Raw genomic sequence first — 20,525 nt, 5'->3', positions numbered from 1 at the left:
CAGGATGCGGGCAGGCCGGTCGGGCAGCAGCGCCAGCCCCGCCGCGACCGCCGCCGCCGCGGCATGGGTCAGCGTCGCCGCGGCGTCCGCGTCGTCCATCTGCGCGACAGCCGCGCCCAGGCCTGCAAAGGCGTCGCGGTCCAGCGACTTGGGCGCGGGGCGCGCAAGGAACGGGTGGCGCAGGAAATCCGCGACGACGCTTTCGCGGACGACGCCCGACGCGGCCAGCGCGCCGCCCTCGTCCCGCGCCAGCCCGCGCCGCGCCCGCATCAGATCGTTCAGCGGCGCGTTCGCCGGTCCCGTGTCGAACGCCACGCAGGCGTCCTGCGGCGCGGCGATGCGCGGGTCGCACCATGTCAGGTTGCCGACCCCGCCCATGTTCAGGAACGCGACCGGCGCGGCGTCCAGCCGCCCCTGCGCCACCGCCCAGCGGGCCAGCGCGTGGTGAAAGAACGGGGCCAGCGGCGCGCCCTCGCCGCCCTGCGCCATGTCGGCGGCCCTGAAATCCCAGACCACCCGGCACCTGGTCGCGCGGGCCAGCCGCCAGCCCTGCCCGGCCTGATGGGTGCGCCCCGCCGCCGGGTCGTGGGCCAGCGTCTGCCCGTGATAGCCGATCAGCGCGGCGTCGGGGAAATCGGCGGCAAGCGCGGCGTGGCTGTCCACCGACAGCGCCGCCGCGCGGTCCACGCCGGGCTGCCCCGGCCAGCGGCCAAGTGCTGCGTGCAGCACGTCCGTTTCAGCCGGGGAATACGGGCGAAAGCCGGTGCGGCCAAAGCCCGCGATCGTCTCGCCGTCGGTGTCCAGCACCGCTGCGTCCACCCCGTCCAGCGAGGTGCCCGACATCATCCCCAGGACCAGCATCCGCCCGCCTCCGCCTCGCTTTTCCTTGCACCCGGCTGGCTGTATAGGCACGCAGAGAAAAAGGAAAACGCCGATGACCCACCGCCCCACGTCCGAGTTCCTGACCGTCATGGTCGAGCGCGGCTATCTGGCCGACTGCACCGACATGCAGGCGCTGGATCAGGCCCTGACGCAGGGTCCGGTGACGGCCTATATCGGCTATGACGCGACGGCGGCGTCGCTGCACGTCGGCCACCTGCTGAACATCATGATGCTGCGCTGGTTCCAGAAGACCGGCAACCGGCCCATCACGCTGATGGGCGGCGGCACCACCAAGGTCGGCGATCCCAGCTTCCGGTCCGAGGAACGGCCGCTGCTGGACGCGGCCGCCATCCAGTCGAACATCGACGGGATGCAGCAGGTCTTTGCCCGCTATCTGGATTATGGCGCTGACGGCGCGGTGATGCTGAACAACGCCGAATGGCTGGACGACCTCAACTATCTGGATTTCCTGCGCGACATCGGACGGCATTTCAGCGTCAACCGGATGCTCAGTTTCGAATCCGTCCGCTCGCGGCTGGACCGGGAACAAAGCCTGTCGTTCCTGGAGTTCAACTACATGATCCTGCAGGCCTATGATTTCCTTGAACTGTATCGCCGCCACGGCTGCCGGCTGCAGATGGGCGGGTCCGACCAGTGGGGCAACATCGTCAACGGCATCGACCTGACCCGGCGCGTCGTGGACGGCGCCGTCTGGGGCCTGACCAGCCCGCTGCTGACCACCAGCGACGGGCGCAAGATGGGCAAGTCGGCGGGCGGCGCGGTGTGGCTGAACGGCGCGATGCTGTCGCCCTATGAGTTCTGGCAGTTCTGGCGCAACACCACCGACGCCGACGTGGGCCGGTTCCTCAAGCTGTATACCGAACTGCCGGTGGCGGAATGCGACCGGCTGGGCGCGCTGTCGGGGTCCGGGATCAACGACGCCAAGGTGATCCTGGCCAACGAGGTCACGGCCCTGCTGCACGGGCCTGACGCCGCAGCGTCGGCGCAGGCGACCGCGCGCGCGGTGTTCGAACAGGGCGGCGCGGGGGGCGATCTGGAAATCGTGACCCTGCCGCGGGCCGAGGCGGCGGACGGCATCTCGGTCGCGCAGATGCTGGTGCGCACCGGCATCGCGCCGTCGGGGAAAGAGGCCAAGCGCCTGATCGCCGAAGGCGGGCTGCGGCTGGACAACGATCCCGTGACCGACCCCCAGCGGATGCTGGACGCGGACCTGATCGGCGACGGGATCAAGGTCAGCGTCGGCAAGAAGAAACATCGCATGCTGCTGTTGGCATGACACCGCAGATCCTGTGCATCGGCGCCGTGCTGTGGGACGTGATCGGCCGCAGCCCCGGCCCGATGAGCGCAGGCGACGACGTGCCCGGCCGCATCCGGCACCTGCCCGGCGGGGTGGCGCTGAACGTGGCGCTGGCGCTGGCCCGGCGCGGCTGGCGTGCCGCCGTGCTGGGCGCCGTCGGCCGCGACGCCGAGGGTGACGCGCTGGCCGCCGCCATCGCGGCCCGGGGGGTTGCGACCGGCTGGCTGACCCGCGGCGCGGGGCCGACCGACGTCTATATGGCCGTCGAGGACAGCCGCGGGCTGGTGGCCGCCATCGCAGACGCCCATTCGCTGGAACATGCGGGGGCCGCGGTGTGGTCGGCGCTGTCGGACGGGCGGCTGGGCGCACCCGACCGGCCGTGGTCCGGGCCGGTGGTGCTGGACGGAAACCTGACCCGCGACCAGCTGGCCGCCGCCGCGGCCGATCCCGCGCTGGCCGCGGCCGACCTGCGCGTGGTCCCCGCCAGCCCCGGCAAGGCCGACCGGCTGCTGCCCCTTCTGGGCCGACCCCGCGCCACGCTGTATCTGAACCGGGCCGAGGCCGAGACGCTGGCCGGCCGCCCCTGCCCCGACGCCGCCGCCGCCGCCGCCGCGGTGGCCGCCCGCGGCGCGGGGCGCGTGCTGGTCACCGACGGCCCCCGCCCCGCCGCCTGCGCGGTCGCAGGCGGGCCGGTGTTGACCGCCGCGCCGCCGCGCGTCACCGTGGCCCGCGTCACCGGCGCGGGCGATTGCTTCCTGGCCGCGCATCTGGTGGCCGAACACGGCGGCGCGGACCGTCAGGCGGCGCTGGACGCCGCCGTCGCCGCAGCCGCAGCCCATGTCGCCGGAGCGGACGCATGACCCACGACCTGATCGACCTTTCCCCCGAGGTGCGCGATGCGCTGGACGATGGCCGCCCCGTCGTGGCGCTGGAATCGACCATCATCACCCACGGGATGCCGTTCCCCCAGAACCTCGACGTGGCCCGCCGGGTCGAGGGTGCGGTGCGCGAGGCGGGGGCTGTCCCGGCCACCATCGCGATCATGGCCGGCCGCATCCGCGTCGGGCTGGACGACGCCACGCTGGATGCGCTGGCGCGCACGCCGCAGGACCAGGTGATGAAGCTGAGCCGCGCCGATCTGGCCGTGGCGCTGTCCACCGGCCGCACCGGCGCGACGACCGTCGCCGCGACGATGATCTGCGCCGACCTGGCGGGCATCCGCGTCTTTGCCACCGGCGGCATCGGCGGCGTCCATCGCGGGGTCGAGCAGACGATGGACGTCAGCGCCGACCTGCAGGAACTGGCGCGCACGCCGGTCACCGTCGTCTCGGCCGGGGCCAAGGCGATCCTAGACCTGCCGCGCACGCTGGAACTGCTGGAAACGCTGGGCGTGCCGGTCATCGCCGTCGGGCAGGACGCGCTGCCCGCGTTCTGGTCGCGCGATTCGGGTCTGTCCGCGCCGCTGCGGCTGGACGATCCCGCCCAGATCGCCGCCGCCGCCCGGATGCGGCGCGCCCTTGGCCTGCCCGGCGGGCAACTGGTCGTGAACCCCATCCCCGAGGATGACGAGATCCCGCGCGCGCGGATGATCCCGCTGGTCGATCAGGCGCTGGACGAGGCGCGCGCGCAGGGCATCGCCGCCAAGACGGTGACACCCTTCCTGCTGTCGCGGCTGTTCGAACTGACCGGCGGTCAGTCGCTGAACGCCAATATCGCCCTTGTCATCAACAATGCCCGGCTGGCGGCGCGGATCGCGGCCAAAGGCGCTTGACCGCCCGGCCCGCGCCGGAGGACGGTGCGGCCATGCGACAACCCGACAACCTGCCTCCGCTGCAGGCCCCGCCCCAGCCGCCCCGCCGCCCCCGCCGTTTCGGCACGCTGCGCGCCTCGTTCCTGACCGGGCTGGCGGTCATGCTGCCGATCGCGCTGACCATCTGGCTGTTCTGGACGCTGACCGGGTGGGTCGACGGCTGGGTCATGCCGATGGTCCCGACGCGCTGGCATCCCGACCGCTGGCTGGGCATCAACCCGCGCGGCGTCGGCGTCATCATCTTTCTGGTGTTCACCGTCATCGTGGGCTGGTTCGTCAAGGGTTATGTCGGCCGCAGCCTGCTGCGCACCGGGGAAAACCTGCTGGACCGGGTGCCGATCGTGCGGTCGGTCTATGGCGGGCTGAAGCAGATCAGCGAAACCCTGCTGAGCCAGGGCGACGCCAAGTTCGACCGCGCCTGCCTGATCGAATACCCCCGCAAGGGGCTGTGGGGCGTGGGCTTTGTCGCCGGCCCCGCCAAGGGAGAGCTGGCGGGCGTCGGCCCGCAGGGCGAACGGATCATGGCCGTGTTCCTGCCGACGACGCCAAACCCGACCTCGGGGTTCCTGCTGTATGTCCCCGAAGCCGACGTGCATTACCTGGCGATGAGCGTCGAGGACGCGGCCAAGCTGATCATCTCGGGCGGGCTGGTCTATCCGGCGGCAGCACCCGCGCCGCAGGCGGGTGCCGCAGGTCAGCCGTAAAGGCCGCGCAGGTCCACCGAGTCGCGCAGCCCCACATTCGCCAGATCGCCCGCGACAAAGCGGTCCGCCGCCGCGCGGCCCGCGGCCTTCATCCGCGCCAACAGGCCGGGGCCGGGCATGATCTTGGTCCGGCTGCCCAGCGAGATCATCAGATCCTCGTCCGAGATCAGGTGGATCAGCGGGGTTTTCATCGCGCGGCTTTCCAGCCGCCCCTCGTCCGCCAGCCGCTTGACGAAGGCGATCGCGCGCAATTCCCGCTGCAACGACGAATTGAAGCTGATCTCGTTGATCCGGTCCTGGATCTGCACGGGTGTGCGGGGCACGCCCTCGCGTTCCTGGGGGTTGATGGTGACGATCACGATGTCGCGCGGCAGGTCGGCCGGGAACAGCGGGAACAGCGCCGGGTTGCCGGAATAGCCGCCGTCCCAGAACGCCTCGACCCGGCCGGTCAGGGGGTCGGCGATTTCCACCGCCCGGAACATCGTGGGCAGGCAGGCCGAGGCCATCACCGCCTCGGGCGTGACCTCGTCGCCCGAAAATATCCGCACCCGTCCGGTGCGGACGTTCGTCGCGGTCACAAAGAACCGCGGCCCGCCCGCGCGGGTCAGGTCGGGATGCGGCAGGCGGCGGATGATCCGCGCCAGCGGGTTGGAATAGAACGGACCCGAATCATAGGGGCTGAAGACCCGCGTCAGGTTTTCCAGCAGCGCGGCGGGCGACAGCATCTCGGCCAGGCGGTCCCAGCCGTGCGGCACCGGCAGCGACGAGGCCATCCACCGCGCCATGCGCCCGTCGCCGACATGGCCCACCTGCGACCAGACATGGTCCAGGTTTTCGCGCGCGGCGCGGCGCCCGTCCGCGCCCGGCGCGCTGGCCAGCCCCGCCTTGACCGCGGCCCCGTTCAGCGCCCCCGCCGAGGTGCCGCTGATCGCCGCGATTTCGATCTCGTCGCCTTCCAGCAGGCGGTCGAGGACGCCCCATGCAAAGGCGCCATGCGCGCCGCCGCCCTGCAGGGCCAGGTTCAGCATCCGCGTCATCGACCGCACCCCCTGTCTTTGCCGGATCGTTGCCCGCAGGCCGACGGAACCGCCGGTTCAATCGTCGGCGTTTGCCTCGGCCCGCGACTTGCCCGACACGTCCATCGCCAGCGTCGCCGCCATGAAGGCGTCCAGATCGCCGTCCAGCACGCCCTGCGTGTCGCTGGTTTCCACCCCGGTCCGCAGATCCTTGACCATCTGATAGGGCTGCAGGACATAGCTGCGGATCTGGTTGCCCCAGCCGGCGTCGCCCTTGGCGTCGTGGGCGGCGTTGATCGCGGCGTTCCGCTTGTCCAGTTCCAGCTGATACAGGCGCGAGCGCAGGGCGTTCATCGCGATCTCGCGGTTCTGGTGCTGCGACTTCATGGAACTGGTGACGACGATGTTCGTCGGCAGGTGGGTGATCCGCACGGCCGAGTCGGTGGTGTTCACGTGCTGCCCGCCCGCGCCCGACGACCGGTAGGTGTCGATGCGGATGTCGCGGTCGGGGATGTCGATCTCGATGTTGTCGTCCACCACGGGATAGACCCAGACCGACGAAAACGACGTGTGCCGCCGCGCCGCGCTGTCATAGGGGCTGATGCGGACCAGCCGGTGCACGCCCGATTCGGATTTCAGCCAGCCATAGGCGTTCGGCCCGCTGATCTTGTAGGCGGCCGACCGGATGCCCGCCTCGTCCCCGCCCGTCTCGGACTGCAGCTCGACGGAATAGCCCTTTTTCTCGGCCCAGCGGACATACATGCGCGCCAGCATCGACGCCCAGTCGCAGCTTTCGGTGCCGCCCGCGCCCGCGTTGATCTCGACAAAGGTGTCGTTGCCGTCCGCCTCTCCGTTCAGCAGCGCCTCCAGTTCCTTCTGCGCGGCCAGCGCGGCCAGCGACTTCAGCGAGGCCTCGGCGTCGGCCACGATCTCGGCGTCGCCCTCGGCCTCGCCCAGTTCGATCAGGTCCAGGTTGTCGCCCAGGTCGCGGTCGATGCGGCGATAGGTGTCGATGGCGTCGGACAGCATCTGGCGGTCGCGCATCAGCTTTTGCGCGCGGGCCGGGTCCGACCACAAATCGCCGTCCTCGATCATCGCGTTCATCTCCTCCAGCCGGTGGGGCGCGGTGTCCCAGTCCAACCGCTGCGCCAGCAGGCGCAGGGATTTGCGGATCGTGTCGGCGGTGGCCTGTGTTTCGGCGCGCATCGGGCGTCCTTTCGGCGGGTCGGTTCGGCGCAAGACGCCGGACGGCCGCAGGCAAAGGCGGCCGGCCGCGTCGGCAGCGGGTGATAGCGCGGGGCAGCCCGGCGCACAAGCGCCGCGCCTTGGCGTCAATACAGCCCGCCCGAGCTCATGGTGCCGAAATCGGCTTTTTTCGGAATGACCTTCTGCCGCCCGGTCGAGGTCGTGACCGACTTGGCGCGGGTGTTGGTCACGTCGTTGCCCCGCAGCCCCGGCAGCTCCACCCGGCCAAAGCCGCCGTCCACCACGTGCAGCATGCTGCCTGCGTCGGTGCCGTCGCGGAAATATTCGGCGATGGTGCCCTTGCCATAGGAGATGTCGACGAAATGGCCGCCGGGCGGGACGCGGAACGCGCTGCCGCCATACTGCTTGACCGCCTGGCGCATGAAGGCGTTGAACACCGGCACGCACAGCGTCCCGCCAAAGGCGTTCTCGCCCAGCGATCGCGGCTGGTCATGGCCCAGATAGCACCCGGCGACGATGTTCGAGGTGAAGCCCACGAACCACACGTCCTTGGCGTCGTTCGTGGTCCCCGTCTTGCCCGCGACCGGCACGTCCAGCTTGACCCCCCGGCCCGATCCGCGCTTGACCACGCCTTCCATCATCGAGGTCAGCTGATAGGCGGTGATCGCGTCCATCACCCGTTCGCGGTCCGACGCGATCAGCGGCGCCTGCCCGGCGGGCAGCGCGGGCTGGTCGCAGGTCTCGCACACGCGCTGGTCGTGGCGATAAACGGTGCGGCCGCGGCGGTCCTGCACGCGGTCCACCAGCGTCGGTTCCACCCGCTCGCCGCCGTTGGCGAACATGGCATAGGCCGCGACCATCTTGAACAGCGTGGTTTCCTGCGCGCCAAGGCTGTTGGCCAGGAACGGGTCCAGCTTGTCATAGACGCCGAAGCGTTCGGCATAGCGCGCGACCGTGTCCATGCCGATGTCCTGCGCGATGCGGATGGTCATCAGGTTGCGCGACTGCTCGATCCCCGTGCGCAGCGGCGTCGGGCCATAAAACCCGCCGCCCGCGTTCTTGGGCGTCCACAGCCCCTGCGGCGTGTTCACGGTGATCGGCTCGTCCGCGACGATGGTCGCGGGGGTATAGCCGCTGTCCAGCGCCGCCGCATAGACAAAGGGCTTGAACGACGACCCCGGCTGGCGCCGGGCCTGCGTCGCGCGGTTGAACACCGACGACTGATAGGAAAACCCGCCCTGCATCGCATAGACGCGGCCGGTGTTCACGTCCATCGCCATGAACCCGCCCTGGATCGCGGGCACCTGCCGCAGCGTCCAGCGGATGAACGCGCCGGTGGCGTCGTCGGTCATCTGCCGCACCAGCACGACGTCGCCGACCGCCAAAAGGTCGCCCGCGACGCGGGCCTGCGGCGCGCGCTCGCGCCCCGGCATCAGCTTGCGCGCCCATTGCACGTCCTTGGCGGGGATCCAGTGGCCGTCCTCGTCCTCGGGGACGTCCTCGATGCCGATGCGCGCGTCGGTGTCGCCGACGTCCAGCACGACGGCCGGGTGCCAGCCCTCGACGTCGCGCGGCACCTGCGCCTTGCCCAGCGCGGCGCGCCACAGCTTTTCGTCGCCAAGCTGGTCGGCCGGAATCGTCTGCCCGGAACCGCGCCACAGCCCCAGCCCCCGGTCATAGTTTTCCAGCGCGTCCTGCAGCGCCTTGGCCGCGACCTGCTGCAACTGCGGCTCGACCGTGGCGCGGATGGAAAGGCCGCCGCCATAGAACTGGTCCTCGCCGAACTGGGCGGACAGCTGGCGCCTGATCTCGTCGGTGAAATAGTCGCGCGGCGGCAGGCTGTCGCGGAAGGACGGGAAGTCGCCGTTCTGGACCGACCGCAGCGGCTGCGCCGCCTCGGCGCGGAACGTCGCCTCGTCCAGATAGCCGTTCTGCCACATCTCGCGCAGGACATAGTTGCGCCGCTCGGTCACCCGGTCCTTGTCGCGCACGAGCGAGCGCGAGGGCGCCTGCGGCATCGCCGCCAAGGTCGCGGCCTCGTGCGGGGCCAGTTCCGACAACGCCTTGTTGAAATAGGTCTGCGCGGCCGCGGCGACGCCCGCGCTGTTCTGGCCCAGGAAGATCTCGTTCAGATACAGCTCAAGGATCTGGTCCTTGGTCAGCGACTTTTCCAGCCGGGTGGCCAGGATCAGCTCCTTGACCTTGCGCTCGGCGGTGCGGTCCGACGACAGCTTGAAGTTCTTCATCACCTGCTGGGTGATGGTCGATGCGCCGCGCACGGATTCGCCCCGCGAGCGGACCGCCTGCACCAGCGCGCCCATCATGCCGCGCGGGTCATAGCCGCGGTGGGTATAGAAGTTCTTGTCCTCGGCCGAGATGAAGGCCTGCTTGACCACGTCGGGAATCTCTTCGACCGGGACGAAGATGCGGCGTTCCTCGGCGAACTCGTCGATCAGCTTGCCTTCGCCGGAATAGATGCGGCTGATCGTCTTGGGCGCATAGTTCGCCAGTTCCTGATGACTGGGCAGGTCGCGCGAATAGATCCAGAAGATGCCGCCCAAGGTCAGCGCGATGAACGCCGCCGCGGTGACGAACCACGAAAAGATCGCGCCCAGAAAGTTCAGAACGAAACGGATCACATGCGCCAGCCTCATGGGGGGATCGCCCGCAAGGGGATCGGCGGTCTCTATACAGTCGGTGCCGGGGTGCGTCAAAACAACGTTGTGTCAGGCGCGCCCCGGCTTGCGCGGGTCAGCGCCGCGCGGGTTCCTGTGGGCCGGGGGCGCCGGCGGGGACAAGTTCGCCGCCCGCCGCCGCCCAGTCCCGGACGCTGGCGGCGATGGCGCGGGCCATGCCTTCGCGCCATTCGGGATTGAACAGATTGGCGCGGTCCGCCGGATCGGTCAGGAAGCCCAGTTCCAGCAGCACGGACGGGATGTCGGGCGATTTCAGCACCGAAAACGCCGCCCCGCGCATGGGCGTGCGGTGCATGCCGATGCCCGCCGCCGCCAGTTGCGCGGTCAGCCGGCGGGCGAAATCCTCGCTGCGCGGCTGGGTGTTGCGGCGCGCAAGGTCGATCAGCGCGCCCGTCACCGCCTCGTCCGTGTCGGCCAGGTCGATGCCCGCCAGCATGTCGTCGCGGTCATGGCGCAGCGCCAGTTGCCGCGCGGCGCGGTCGTTGGAATCCTCGTCCCACGTGTAGATGGTGGCCCCTGCCGCAGCACCGGCCGGCAGGGCGTCGGCGTGCAACGAGATCAGCAGGTCGGCCCCCTGCGCCCGCGCGATCGTCGTGCGCCGTTCCAGCGCGACAAAGCGGTCGTCGTCGCGGGTCAGCACCGCCTCGATCCCGGCGGTCCCCAGCGCGGCGGCAAGTTCGCGGGCAAAGCCCAGCATCACCGCCGCCTCGGATATGGCGCCGACCTGCGCGCCGGGGTCAAAGCCGCCGTGGCCGGGGTCGATCACCACCCGCACCCTGCCATCGCGCGAGGCGGGCGGCCGGACCTCGGCCGGTTGCGGCAGGCCGCGCAGCACCGCCAGTGCGTCGCGCCGGGGACCAAAGTCGTCGGCCGCGACCGGGGACAGGCGGACCACCAGCGCCGGGCCTTCCGACAGTGCCGCCCGGTCGATCCGCATCGGGCCGGGCAGTTCCACCACCACCCGCGACCAGCCGCGCTGCCCCGTCCCCCAGCGCAATGCGGGCACCAGATCGGCGCCGGGCAGTGCCGTCTGCGGCGGTAGCACGGCGCCGTCGAGATCGATGACAAGGCGCGGCGGCGCGTCGATCAGCGCCACCCGATGCGGCACCGGCCGCGTCAGGCCCAGCGTCAGCGTCAGGGGGCGCGGCTTGCCCCCGTCGCGCCCATCGGCCGTGATCGACGACCGGGCGGGCACCAGCGCGGGCGCGGCAGACGGGTCGGCCGCCTGCCCAGTCGCCGCAGGGCCATCTGCCCCCTGCGGCCAGGCGGGTGCGGACAGCAGGACCAGCATCAGCGAAAGGGCTGCGCCCGCCCGGATCACCGCGCCGCCATGAACCGGGCCAGCCGTTCCAGACCCTCGGCGATGTCGTCGGTGGACCGCGCATAGGAAAACCGCAGCGTCCGCGCCCCCCGGACCGGATCGAAATCCAGCCCCGGCGTGACCGCCACCCCGGCGCGATCCAGAATCTCGGCCGCAAAGGCAAGGCTGTCGTCGGTCAGGTCGGACACGTCGGCATAGACATAAAACGCGCCGTCCGGCGGCGCGATGCGCGTGAACCCCATCGCGGGCAGCCGGTCCAGCATCATCCGGCGGTTCTCGGCGTAAACCTCCAGGTTTGCCCGCGCCTCGGCATCCGCCTGCGGCGACAGCGCGGCCAGCGCGGCGATCTGGCTGGCGTGGGGCGGGCAGATGAACATGTTCTGCGCGATGCGCTCGACCGTGCGGATCATGTCGGGGGGCACGACCATCCAGCCCAGTCGCCAGCCCGTCATGCTGAAATACTTGGAAAAGCTGTTGATGACGACCACATCGTCGGTCACCTGCAGCGCGCTGACGCAGGGCGCCCCATAGCTCAGCCCGTGATAGATCTCGTCCGAGATCAGCGCCGCCCCCTGCCCCGCCGTCCGGTCCGCCAGCGCCGACAACTGGTCGCGGGTCAGCATCGTGCCCGACGGATTGCCGGGCGACGCCAGCATCACCCCCGCGACGCCCGCCGGAATGTCGTCGGGCACCGGCTGATAGCGGTTCTCGGCCAGCGTGGACATCCCAACCGGTTCCAGCGACATGGCGCGCAGGATCTGGCGATAGCTGGGATACCCCGGCTCACCCACCGCGACGCGGTCGCCCGCATCGAACAGCGCCGAGAACGCCAGGATGAACGCCCCCGACGATCCCGGCGTCACCACGACCCGCGCGGGGTCCAGATCGACGCCATACCAGCGCCCGTAAAGATCGGCGATCCCCCGGCGCAGCTCCGGCAGCCCCAGCGCGACGGTATAGCCCAGCGGCTGGTCCAGCGCCCCGGCCAGCGCCGCGCGGGCCGCCGCGGGCGCGGGTGTCGAGGGTTGGCCCACCTCCATGTGGATGATCGACCGTCCGGCGGCCTCGGCCGCGCGGGCCGCCTCCATCACGTCCATGACGATGAATGCGTCGACCTGACCGCGCTGTGACTGCCGCATCTGCCTGCCCCCGTTTTGCGCCGCTTTTGGCCCGCATGGGCGGCGCGGGTCAAGCCGCTCACGCAGGCGTGGCCGCGCCGGGCGGCGGCGGGGCTGGACAGGGACGCGGCGGGCGGCCAATCTGTCGCGCGACACGCGAAAGGACGCATGATGAAAGCCCTGAGGACCGCCGTCATACTGCTGGCGGGCGCCGCGCTGCCGCTGACCGCGCTGACCATGACGACAGGCCCCGCCGCCGCATTCGACCCGGCGGCCATGTCGGACAGCGAAAAGGCCGCCTTCGGCGAGGCGGTGCGCGATTACATCATGGCGAACCCGCAGGTGCTGATCGAGGCGGTCAACAGCCTGGAAGAACAGCGCCTTGCCGACGAGTCCAAGAACGACCGCGTCATGGTCGAGACGAACAAGGCCGAGATCTTTGACGACGGTTATTCCTGGGTCGGCGGCAACCCCGACGGCGACCTGACGATGGTCGAGTTCATCGACTATCGCTGCGGCGTCTGCCGCAAGGTGAACGCCGAGGTCGAGGAGCTGGTGAAATCCGACGGCAACATCCGCTGGGTGCTGAAAGAGTTCCCGATCCTCGGGCAGGAAAGCGACCTGTCGTCGCGCTTTGCCGTGGCGGTCAAGCAGTTGCTGGGTCCCGACGCCTACAAGACCGCGCATGACCGGCTGATGGCGCTGCGCGGCCCCGCCACGCTCGAGGCGTTCGCGGAACTCGCCAAGGCCGAGGGCTGGGACGCCGACCCGCTGATCCAGCGCATGAACACCGAGGATGTCAGCGCCGAGATCCGCAAGAACCACCAGCTGGCCGAACGCATGCGCGTGATGGGCACGCCGACCTTTATCGTCGGGCCAGAGATGCTGCGCGGCGTGCCTTCGACCGGGATTGCGGGCGCGGTCGCGCAGGTGCGGGCCGGGATGAAGGGCTGACGGCCGGGGGCTGCCGTCCGTCACGCCCGGCTGACCTGAACGCGTAAGACCGGGGCCCGCGCGGCCCCGTTTCCTATTCCGCGGCCTGTTCGGCGGCGGCAAGCGACGCCGCGCGCGCCTCGACCAGCTGGACGATATGGTCGATCATCTGAGCGTTCGACATCTTGTGCGCCTGCTTGCCGGCCATATAGACCATGCCGCTGCCCGCGCCGCCGCCGGTGAAGCCCAGGTCGGTCATCAGCGCCTCGCCGGGGCCGTTCACGACGCAGCCGATGATCGACAGGCTGATCGGGGTGCGGATGTGTTCCAGCCGGCGTTCCAGCTCTTCGACGGTGCGGATCACGTCAAAGCCCTGGCGGGCGCAGCTGGGGCAGCTGATGATCTGGACGCCGCGGGTCCGCAGGCCCAGCGACTTCAGGATCTCATACCCGACCTTGACCTCTTCGACGGGGTCGGCGGACAGGCTGACGCGGATCGTGTCGCCGATCCCCGCCCACAGCAGGTTGCCCATGCCCACGGCCGATTTCACCGTGCCGCCGCGCAACCCGCCCGCCTCGGTGATGCCAAGATGGATCGGCGCGTCGGTCGCATCGGCCAGCGCCTGATAGGCGGCGGCCGCCAGGAACACGTCCGACGCCTTGACGCTGATCTTGAACTCGTGAAAGTCGTTGTCCTGCAGCAGCTTGATGTGGTCGAGGCCGCTTTCGACCATCGCGTCGGGGCACGGCTCGCCGTATTTCTCCAGCAGGTGGCGTTCCAGGCTGCCGGCGTTGACGCCGATGCGGATGGAACAGCCGTGGTCCTTGGCGGCCTGCACCACCTCGCGCACGCGGGCGGCGTCGCCGATGTTGCCGGGGTTGATCCGCAGGCAGGCGGCCCCCGCCTGCGCCGCCTCGATGGCGCGGCGATAGTGGAAATGGATGTCGGCGACGATCGGCACCGGGCTTTCGCGCGTGATCTCGCGCAGCGCCCGCGTGGCAGCCTCGTCGGGGGTCGAGATGCGGACGATGTCGGCACCCGCATCCGCCGCGGCGATCACCTGCGCCAGCGTCGCGCGCACGTCGGCGCTGTCGGTGTTGGTCATCGTCTGCACGCTGATCGGGGCGTCGCCGCCGACCGGGACATTGCCCACCATGATCCGGCGCGAGCGGCGCCGTTCGATGTTGCGCCACGGGCGGATCGGGTTATGGGACATGACGCGGCCTTTCGCTGACAGCGCACAGATAGGACGCGCGGCCTGCGGGGGCAACCGCCCTGCCGAGGGCGTGATCCGCCCGGCTGCGGTGCAAGATGCGGGTTCTGCCTTGCCGAAAACCCCCGCCCGCGTTCAGCGGATCGGCGGGCGGTCGGACGCGGTTCCGGCCGCCTCGGTCGTGGCCCCGAAGGGCGCGGCCGAGGCGACGGCGATCATCTGCGCCAGTTCGGGGTCGGCCGCGGGATCGGCCTGGGCGTATGCCGCGGTCAGCGCGCCGGGCGACAGCTCGACGTTCTTGACGACCTGCGCCCCGGGCGCGGCGGGACCGAAGGTCTGCCCGTTCACCGCGAAATAGACCGCGCCCGAGTTGCCCGTGCGCAGGACCGGCGGCTGCTCGGTCTTGGGCAGGGTGAACCGTTCGCCCGCATCCATCGTCTTTTCCAGGATGACGGTGCCGTCGGCCGAACTGACGCGGACCCATGCGGCGCGCGCGGCCAGTATCTCGACGTCGGGCGCATCGGGGGCGACGGTGCGGACGGCAAGCTGGCCCGCAGGCAACTGCGGCCCGGTCAGCATCGCCTGGCCCTGCCCGGCCGGCGCCGCCTCGGCGACCGCGGCGGCGGTTGCGGCCGCAGGCTCTGGCAGGCCCGGATCGATTGCGGCGATGGGTTCGTCGCGGGCGGTCAGGACCGGCACCTCAAGCGCCTGCGGGCGATAGACGCGGTCCAGCGCCTCGGGCTGGGGCAGGTCGGCGGACGCCATGTCGACGTCGCCCGCCGCGCCCGCGTCCTGCACCGGATCAAGCGTCGCCACCACTGCGGGCGCCTGGTCGGACGGGGTCAGGTTGACCTTCTGCACCTCTTTCAGGACCGACCAGCCGCCGTATCCCAGCCCCACCACAAGCGCCATCATCACCATGATCGACCCGATGGCCCGAGGTTCCACCGACGACCAGAAGCTTTCGGGCTGCGGGATGAACAGCGCGCGCGGGTTCGCCAGCGCCTCGGCCGGGTCGGACGGGCGGCGCTGCGGCTTGGGCCCGGAGGCGGCGGGCGCCATGCCGTGGGTCGGCTGGAACCCCGATTCCTCGCAGAACCGGCGGAAGACCCAGTCCGAATCCATCCCGAGATAGCGCGCATAGGACCGCACGTAGCCCGCGATGAAGCTGGGGGCGTCAAAGGCCGAGACGTCGCAATTCTCGATCGCGGCGACATAGGACGCGCGGATGCGCAGCTCGCGCTGGACGTCCAGCAGCGACTTGCCCAGCGTGGCCCGTTCGCCCCGCATCATGTCGCCCAGCCGCATTTCGAAATCGTCGAAACCCGGCGCGGCGATCACAGTCGTGCTGGGTTGATCCGTCCCCGACGGTGCCCGCATCCCGATCATCAACGCCTGCCCCATTTCTGTCGTCCAGACCCGCCGCAAACGCGAATCTGACACGCATTCATTAAGACAAGCTTATCACGCGCACGAGAGGCGTCACACCCGCTTCGTCGCGATCACGCAACGGCATGCGCACGATTCAGCGCGCAGCGTGACCACAGCGCATCCATCGCCCGCACCAGATGGTCGATCTGTTTGGGGTCATGCACCGGCGAGGGCGTGAAGCGCAGACGCTCGGTCCCGCGCGGCACGGTCGGGAAGTTGATCGGCTGCACATAGATGCCGAAATCGGCCAGCAGCATGTCCGACAGCATCTTGCAATGCACCGGGTTGCCCACGTGGACCGGCACGATATGGCTGCCGCGGTCGTCGATCGGCAGGCCCAGCCCGCGCAGCCGCATCTTGAGGATGCGGGCGTGCAGTTGCTGGGCGTCGCGCAGCGCCTGCCCCTCGGGGGTCTTCAGATGCGCGATGGCCGCCGCGGCCCCCGCGGCCACCGCCGGCGGGATCGACGTCGTGAAGATGAAGCCCGGCGCATAGGACCGGATCGCGTCGCACATGCGCGCGGACGCCGCGATATAGCCGCCGAACACCCCGAAGGCCTTGCCCAACGTCCCGTTGAAGATGTCGATGCGCCCCGACAGCCCGTCGCGCTCGGCGACGCCACCCCCGCGCGGACCATACATGCCGACGGCGTGAACCTCGTCCAGATAGGTCAGGGCGTCGAACTCGTCCGCCAGGTCGCAGATCGCCTCGATGGGGCCGAAATCGCCGTCCATCGAATAGATGGACTCGAACGCGATCAGTTTCGGCAGGGCGGGATCGTCGGCCGCCAGCAGTTCGCGCAGATGCGCCACGTCGTTGTGGCGGAAGATGCGCTTGGCGCCGTCGAAACGCTTGATCCCCTCGATCATGGACGCGTGGTTCAGCTCGTCGGAATAGATGATCAGGCCCGGAAACAGCTTGCGCAGCGTCGAAAGCGTCGCGTCATTGGCGATATAGGCCGACGAAAAGACCAGCGCGGTTTCCTTGCCGTGCAGGTCCGCGATCTCGGCCTCCAGCCGCTTGTGATAGACGGTCGTGCCGGAGATGTTGCGCGTGCCCCCCGAACCGGCGCCGGCGGAATCCAGCGCCTCGTGCATGGCGGCCAGCACGACGGGATGCTGGCCCATGCCCAGGTAATCGTTGCCGCACCAGACGGTGATCTCGGTCTCGGACCCGTCCGGGCGGGTCCAGACGGCTTGCGGAAAGGCGCCCTTGCGCCGCTCGATGTCGATGAAGGTCCGATAGCGGCCTTCCTGATGCAGACGGTCGATGGCCTGATCGAGTGCGGCGTCATAGTTCATCGCTGGCTCCCTTGCGTCGCGGGCTGGGTGCGATCATCGTCGGATCGTGTGGGTCCGGCTTTGATAAGGGTCAAACCGCGGGGATTACACCCCAAAATATCCCGGGTGCGACGAAAAGACGTCCAATGAACTTGACGTAATCGGTCAGAATAGGAATGCGGAATGGCTGAAAACACGGATGCCGATGCGGTGCTGGCCGCGCTGGACGATGGCCTGCCGGCGGCGCTGGACCGGCTGATGCAGTTCCTGCGCATACCGTCGATTTCCACCGATCCGGCCTTTGCGGCGGATGTGCGGCGCGCCGCCGGCTGGCTGCGGGACGAGCTGGCGGGCGTGGGTTTCGCGGCCGCGATCCACGACACCGCGGGCCACCCGATGGTGGTCGCCCGGACCCCGCCCGGCCCCGGCCGCTCGCTGCTGTTCTATGGCCATTATGACGTGCAGCCGGTCGATCCGGTCGCCCTGTGGGACCGCGATCCGTTCGATCCCGCGATCCAGGACACGCCCGCCGGCCCCGTCATCCGCGGCCGCGGCGCGTCCGACGACAAGGGCCAGCTGATGACCTTTGTCGAGGCGTGCCGCGCCTGGAAATCCGTCCGCGGCGCCCTGCCGGACGGCCTGACCCTGCTGTTCGAGGGCGAGGAGGAATCCGGCTCGCCCAGCCTGCAGCCGTTCCTGCGCGAGAACGCGGACGCGCTGCGGGCCAGCCTTGCGCTGATCTGCGACACCGGCCTTTACGCCGACGGCCGGCCCGCGATCACCACCCAGCTGCGCGGCCTGATGGGCGAGGAGATCGTCGTGCGCGCCGCCGACCGCGACCTTCACTCCGGCAGCTTCGGCGGGCTGGCCGCGAACCCGATCCAGGTGCTGGTCAATGCGCTGGCCGCGGTCAAGGACGCGGACGGGCGCGTCACCCTGCCCGGATTCTATGACGGCGCGCCGGAACTGACCGACGCGCTGCGCGCCGACTGGGATGGCTTAGGCTTTGACGCGGCGGAATATCTGGGCCGGGTCGGCCTTGGCCAGCCCATCGGCGAACGTGGCCGCACCGGGCTGGAGATGGCGTGGAACCGCCCCACGTTCGAGATCAACGGCATCACCGGCGGCTATACCGGCGACGGGTTCAAGACCGTCCTGCCCGCCGAGGCCCGCGCCAAGGTCAGCTGCCGCCTTGTCGGCACCCAAGATCCCGAGGCGATCCGCGCCGCCCTGCGCGCCCATGTCCGCGCGCATCTGCCGCCCGATTGCACGGTCGAGTTCCATCCCCACGGCAGTTCCCCCGCCAGCGTCATGGACACCAGCGATCCGGCGTTTGCCGACGCGCGAACGGCGCTGACGACGGAATGGGGCCGCGAGGCCGCGTTCATCGGCTCGGGCGGGTCGATCCCGATCGCGGGCGACTTCAAGACGATCCTGGGGATGGACACGATGCTGATCGGCTTTGGCCGAGACGACGACCGCATCCATTCCCCCAACGAGAAATACGACGTCGAAAGCTTTGCCAAGGGCGCGCGCAGCTGGGCGCGCATCCTGTCCGCGCTGCGCGCGGCATGAAAAAGGGCGGGGCGCGCATGGCCCCGCCCGATCAATGACTTGCGCGAAAGACCTCAGGCGGCGACGCGCGTTGCATGACAAAGGGCGGGGCGCGCATCGCCCCGCCCGATCAACGACTTCCGCGAAAGACCTCAGGCGGCGACGCGCGCGGTCAGCACCTCGCCCACGCGGCGTTGCGCGCCGGCCTCGTCGATGCCGCTGACGGCCGCGACCTCGCGGGTCAGCCGGTCCAGCGCAGCCTCGTACAGCTGGCGTTCGGAATAGGACTGCTCGCGCTGGTCGTCTCTGCGGTGCAGGTCGCGCACGACCTCGGCGATGGACAGCAGGTCGCCCGAGTTGATCTTCTGCTCATACTCCTGCGCGCGGCGCGACCACATGGCGCGCTTGACCCGCGCCTTGCCCTTCAGCGTTTCCAGCGCGCGGTTGACCATGTCCGGGCTGGCCAGGCTGCGCATCCCGATCTCGGTGGCGCGGGCGGTGGGCACGCGCAGGGTCATCTTGTCCTTTTCGAACGAGATCACGAACATTTCCAGCCGCAGGCCCGCGACCTCCTGTTCCTCGATCGAGATGATGCGGCCGACGCCATGCGCGGGATAAACCACGAAATCGTCGGGGTGGAACTCGTTCTTCTTGCCTTTGGACATCCGGTCTCCTTCCAGTGGCGCCGGCTTGCGGCGCAAAAAGAACCCAGGACGGGTTGCACCGCCGCGGATCCTGATGTGATATTCGACAAGGTCCGGGCGGGCAGCGGCCGGACAGGCAGGCGAAATCCCCGCGGCGCGCAGGCTGGCATAGCCTGCGTGTTGCGGGGCGTGTGACGATCTTGTATCACGAATCACCCCCAAAATAAAGGCCGATGACGTCCCCGGTCCGTCCCGTCACCCGCGGCCGGTCCCGCGCGCGATCTGGAAAGCCCGCGCCGCAACAACTAGCCTGCACCGAACGCCGCGAGAGAGGACCGATGGACCTGACCTTCCTGAGCGACCGCATCGGCGACAACGCCGCCTCTGCCGTGATCGGCGTGGCGGTCGGCATCGTTTTCGGCGTCGCCGCGCAGCGTTCGGCGTTCTGCCTGCGCGCGGCCACGCTGGAGCTGTCGCGCGGGCGGATGGGGCCGCGCTTTGCGGTGTGGCTGTTCAGCTTTGCCTCGGCCGCGATCCTTGTGCAGGGCGCGCGGATGGCGGGCGCGCTGGACCCCGGCGCGGCGCGGACGATGGCGATGGGCAGCCTCAGCGGGGCGGTGGCGGGCGGGCTGATCTTCGGGTCCGGCATGATCCTGACGCGCGGCTGTCCGGGGCGGCTGGCGGTGCTGGCCGCGACCGGCAACCTGCGGTCGATCGTGTCGGGGCTGATCTTCGCGGTGACCGCGCAGATGACGCTGCGCGGCGTGCTGGTGCAGCCGAACGTGCGGATCGCGGGCCTGTGGACCACGCCTGACGGGGCGAACATCGACCTGACGACCGCGGGCGCCCTGCCCTTGTGGTCGGGGCTGGCGCTGGGTCTGGCGGCGATGGCGTTCGCGTTGTGGCTGGCGCAGCGCAGCAGCGTGCCGAACCGCATCCTCATGTTCGGCGCAGGCGTCGGGCTGTCGGTCGCGGCGGGGTTCTATCTGACGTTCCAGCATGCGCAGGTCGCGTTCGAGCCGGTGCCCGTGACCTCGATCACCTTCACCTCGCCGTCGGCCAGCGGGCTGATGGCGCTGCTGGCGCCGTTTCCCAGCCTGGGCTTTGACGTGGGCCTGATCCCCGGCGTCCTGTTGGGGTCGTTCCTGGCCGCGCTGGTCGGGGGCGAGCTGCGGTTCCAGACGTTCGAGAGCATCAGCCAGACCCGCCGCGCCATGATCGGCGCGGTGATGATGGGCTTTGGCGGGGTGCTGGCCGGCGGCTGTTCGGTCGGCAACGGCGTCAGCGGGACGGCGATCTTTGCCGCGACGGCCTGGGCGGCGCTGCTGTCCATGTGGGCGGGCGGCATCGCGACCGACTGGCTGGTCGATCGCCGCGCAGGCGGTGCGTCCTAAGGCAG

Annotated in this window: 17 protein-coding genes; 7 read left to right on the top strand and 10 right to left on the bottom strand. The window is 70.1% G+C overall.

Annotation, left to right across the window (positions count from 1 at the left end):
• Positions 1 to 861 (bottom strand): anhydro-N-acetylmuramic acid kinase (locus EPA64_RS13060; protein WP_134726793.1); only part of this gene is annotated, 861 nt, incomplete at its 3' end.
• A 73-nt stretch (positions 862 to 934) separates the two neighbouring features.
• Here EPA64_RS13060 and tyrS point away from each other — a divergent pair.
• Genes tyrS through EPA64_RS13040 form a run of 4 tightly spaced genes read left to right on the top strand, consistent with a single transcriptional unit; the run spans position 935 to position 4,714 of the window.
• Positions 935 to 2,179: a tyrosine--tRNA ligase gene (gene tyrS / locus EPA64_RS13055; RefSeq protein WP_134726792.1), complete on the top strand. Its 1,245-nt coding sequence runs from the start codon at positions 935 to 937 to the stop codon at positions 2,177 to 2,179.
• The gene (locus EPA64_RS13050) at positions 2,176 to 3,060 is read left to right on the top strand and encodes a PfkB family carbohydrate kinase (protein ID WP_134726791.1); all 885 of its coding nucleotides are present in this window, start codon (positions 2,176 to 2,178) and stop codon (positions 3,058 to 3,060) included. Before tyrS ends, EPA64_RS13050 begins: the two co-directional genes overlap by 4 nt.
• Positions 3,057 to 3,971 carry a pseudouridine-5'-phosphate glycosidase gene (locus EPA64_RS13045; protein WP_134726790.1) on the top strand — a complete coding sequence of 305 codons (915 nt, stop codon included), beginning with the start codon at positions 3,057 to 3,059 and terminating at the stop codon, positions 3,969 to 3,971. Before EPA64_RS13050 ends, EPA64_RS13045 begins: the two co-directional genes overlap by 4 nt.
• Before the next feature lie 32 nt (positions 3,972 to 4,003).
• On the top strand, positions 4,004 to 4,714 hold the full coding sequence (locus tag EPA64_RS13040; RefSeq protein ID WP_134726789.1) for a DUF502 domain-containing protein: 711 nt from the start codon (positions 4,004 to 4,006) through the stop codon (positions 4,712 to 4,714).
• Here the strand turns inward: EPA64_RS13040 and EPA64_RS13035 are convergent.
• The 5 genes from EPA64_RS13035 to EPA64_RS13015 form a co-directional block, all read right to left on the bottom strand.
• Positions 4,705 to 5,751, bottom strand: coding sequence for a patatin-like phospholipase family protein (locus EPA64_RS13035; RefSeq protein ID WP_134726788.1), 1,047 nt, complete (start codon positions 5,749 to 5,751; stop codon positions 4,705 to 4,707). The two genes, EPA64_RS13040 and EPA64_RS13035, sit on opposite strands and share 10 nt — an antisense overlap.
• A 57-nt stretch (positions 5,752 to 5,808) precedes the next feature.
• Complete coding sequence (gene prfB / locus EPA64_RS13030; RefSeq protein ID WP_134726787.1) at positions 5,809 to 6,936, bottom strand: peptide chain release factor 2; 1,128 nt, start codon at positions 6,934 to 6,936, stop codon at positions 5,809 to 5,811.
• 125 nt (positions 6,937 to 7,061) lie between these two features.
• On the bottom strand, positions 7,062 to 9,575 hold the full coding sequence (locus tag EPA64_RS13025; protein WP_134726800.1) for a penicillin-binding protein 1A: 2,514 nt from the start codon (positions 9,573 to 9,575) through the stop codon (positions 7,062 to 7,064).
• Between the two features lie 112 nt (positions 9,576 to 9,687).
• A complete protein-coding gene (locus EPA64_RS13020; protein ID WP_246026757.1) occupies positions 9,688 to 10,953 on the bottom strand; it encodes an N-acetylmuramoyl-L-alanine amidase in 1,266 nt (421 codons plus the stop codon).
• Entirely contained in the window at positions 10,950 to 12,092 is a 1,143-nt protein-coding gene (locus EPA64_RS13015) for a pyridoxal phosphate-dependent aminotransferase (protein WP_134726786.1), read from the bottom strand. Before EPA64_RS13015 ends, EPA64_RS13020 begins: the two co-directional genes overlap by 4 nt.
• A 150-nt stretch (positions 12,093 to 12,242) precedes the next feature.
• On the opposite strand from EPA64_RS13015, the gene EPA64_RS13010 reads away from it, so the two are divergent.
• Positions 12,243 to 13,025 (top strand): DsbA family protein, encoded by a 783-nt coding sequence (locus EPA64_RS13010; protein WP_134726785.1) that lies wholly within the window; start codon positions 12,243 to 12,245, stop codon positions 13,023 to 13,025.
• A 73-nt stretch (positions 13,026 to 13,098) separates the two neighbouring features.
• Here the strand turns inward: EPA64_RS13010 and ispG are convergent, their stop codons facing one another.
• From ispG to hemA, 3 genes are all read right to left on the bottom strand, one after another.
• Positions 13,099 to 14,220 (bottom strand): flavodoxin-dependent (E)-4-hydroxy-3-methylbut-2-enyl-diphosphate synthase, encoded by a 1,122-nt coding sequence (ispG, locus tag EPA64_RS13005; protein WP_134726784.1) that lies wholly within the window; start codon positions 14,218 to 14,220, stop codon positions 13,099 to 13,101.
• 132 nt (positions 14,221 to 14,352) lie between these two features.
• Complete coding sequence (locus EPA64_RS13000; protein WP_134726783.1) at positions 14,353 to 15,606, bottom strand: helix-turn-helix domain-containing protein; 1,254 nt, start codon at positions 15,604 to 15,606, stop codon at positions 14,353 to 14,355.
• 113 nt (positions 15,607 to 15,719) lie between these two features.
• Positions 15,720 to 16,949 carry a 5-aminolevulinate synthase gene (gene hemA / locus EPA64_RS12995; protein WP_134726782.1) on the bottom strand — a complete coding sequence of 410 codons (1,230 nt, stop codon included), beginning with the start codon at positions 16,947 to 16,949 and terminating at the stop codon, positions 15,720 to 15,722.
• A 162-nt stretch (positions 16,950 to 17,111) separates the two neighbouring features.
• Here hemA and EPA64_RS12990 point away from each other — a divergent pair, with 162 nt between their 5' ends.
• The gene (locus EPA64_RS12990; protein ID WP_134726781.1) at positions 17,112 to 18,503 is read left to right on the top strand and encodes a M20/M25/M40 family metallo-hydrolase; all 1,392 of its coding nucleotides are present in this window, start codon (positions 17,112 to 17,114) and stop codon (positions 18,501 to 18,503) included.
• 131 nt (positions 18,504 to 18,634) lie between these two features.
• Here the strand turns inward: EPA64_RS12990 and EPA64_RS12985 are convergent, their stop codons facing one another.
• Positions 18,635 to 19,147: a CarD family transcriptional regulator gene (locus EPA64_RS12985; protein ID WP_134726780.1), complete on the bottom strand. Its 513-nt coding sequence runs from the start codon at positions 19,145 to 19,147 to the stop codon at positions 18,635 to 18,637.
• 317 nt (positions 19,148 to 19,464) lie between these two features.
• On the opposite strand from EPA64_RS12985, the gene EPA64_RS12980 reads away from it, so the two are divergent.
• Positions 19,465 to 20,520, top strand: coding sequence for a YeeE/YedE family protein (locus EPA64_RS12980; RefSeq protein WP_134726779.1), 1,056 nt, complete (start codon positions 19,465 to 19,467; stop codon positions 20,518 to 20,520).
• The last annotated feature ends 5 nt before the right edge of the window (positions 20,521 to 20,525 follow it).

This window comes from Paracoccus luteus (assembly GCF_004522155.1).
Classification (GTDB): Bacteria; Pseudomonadota; Alphaproteobacteria; order Rhodobacterales; family Rhodobacteraceae; genus Paracoccus; species Paracoccus luteus.
This window is presented reverse-complemented; position numbering and strand designations above follow the sequence as displayed.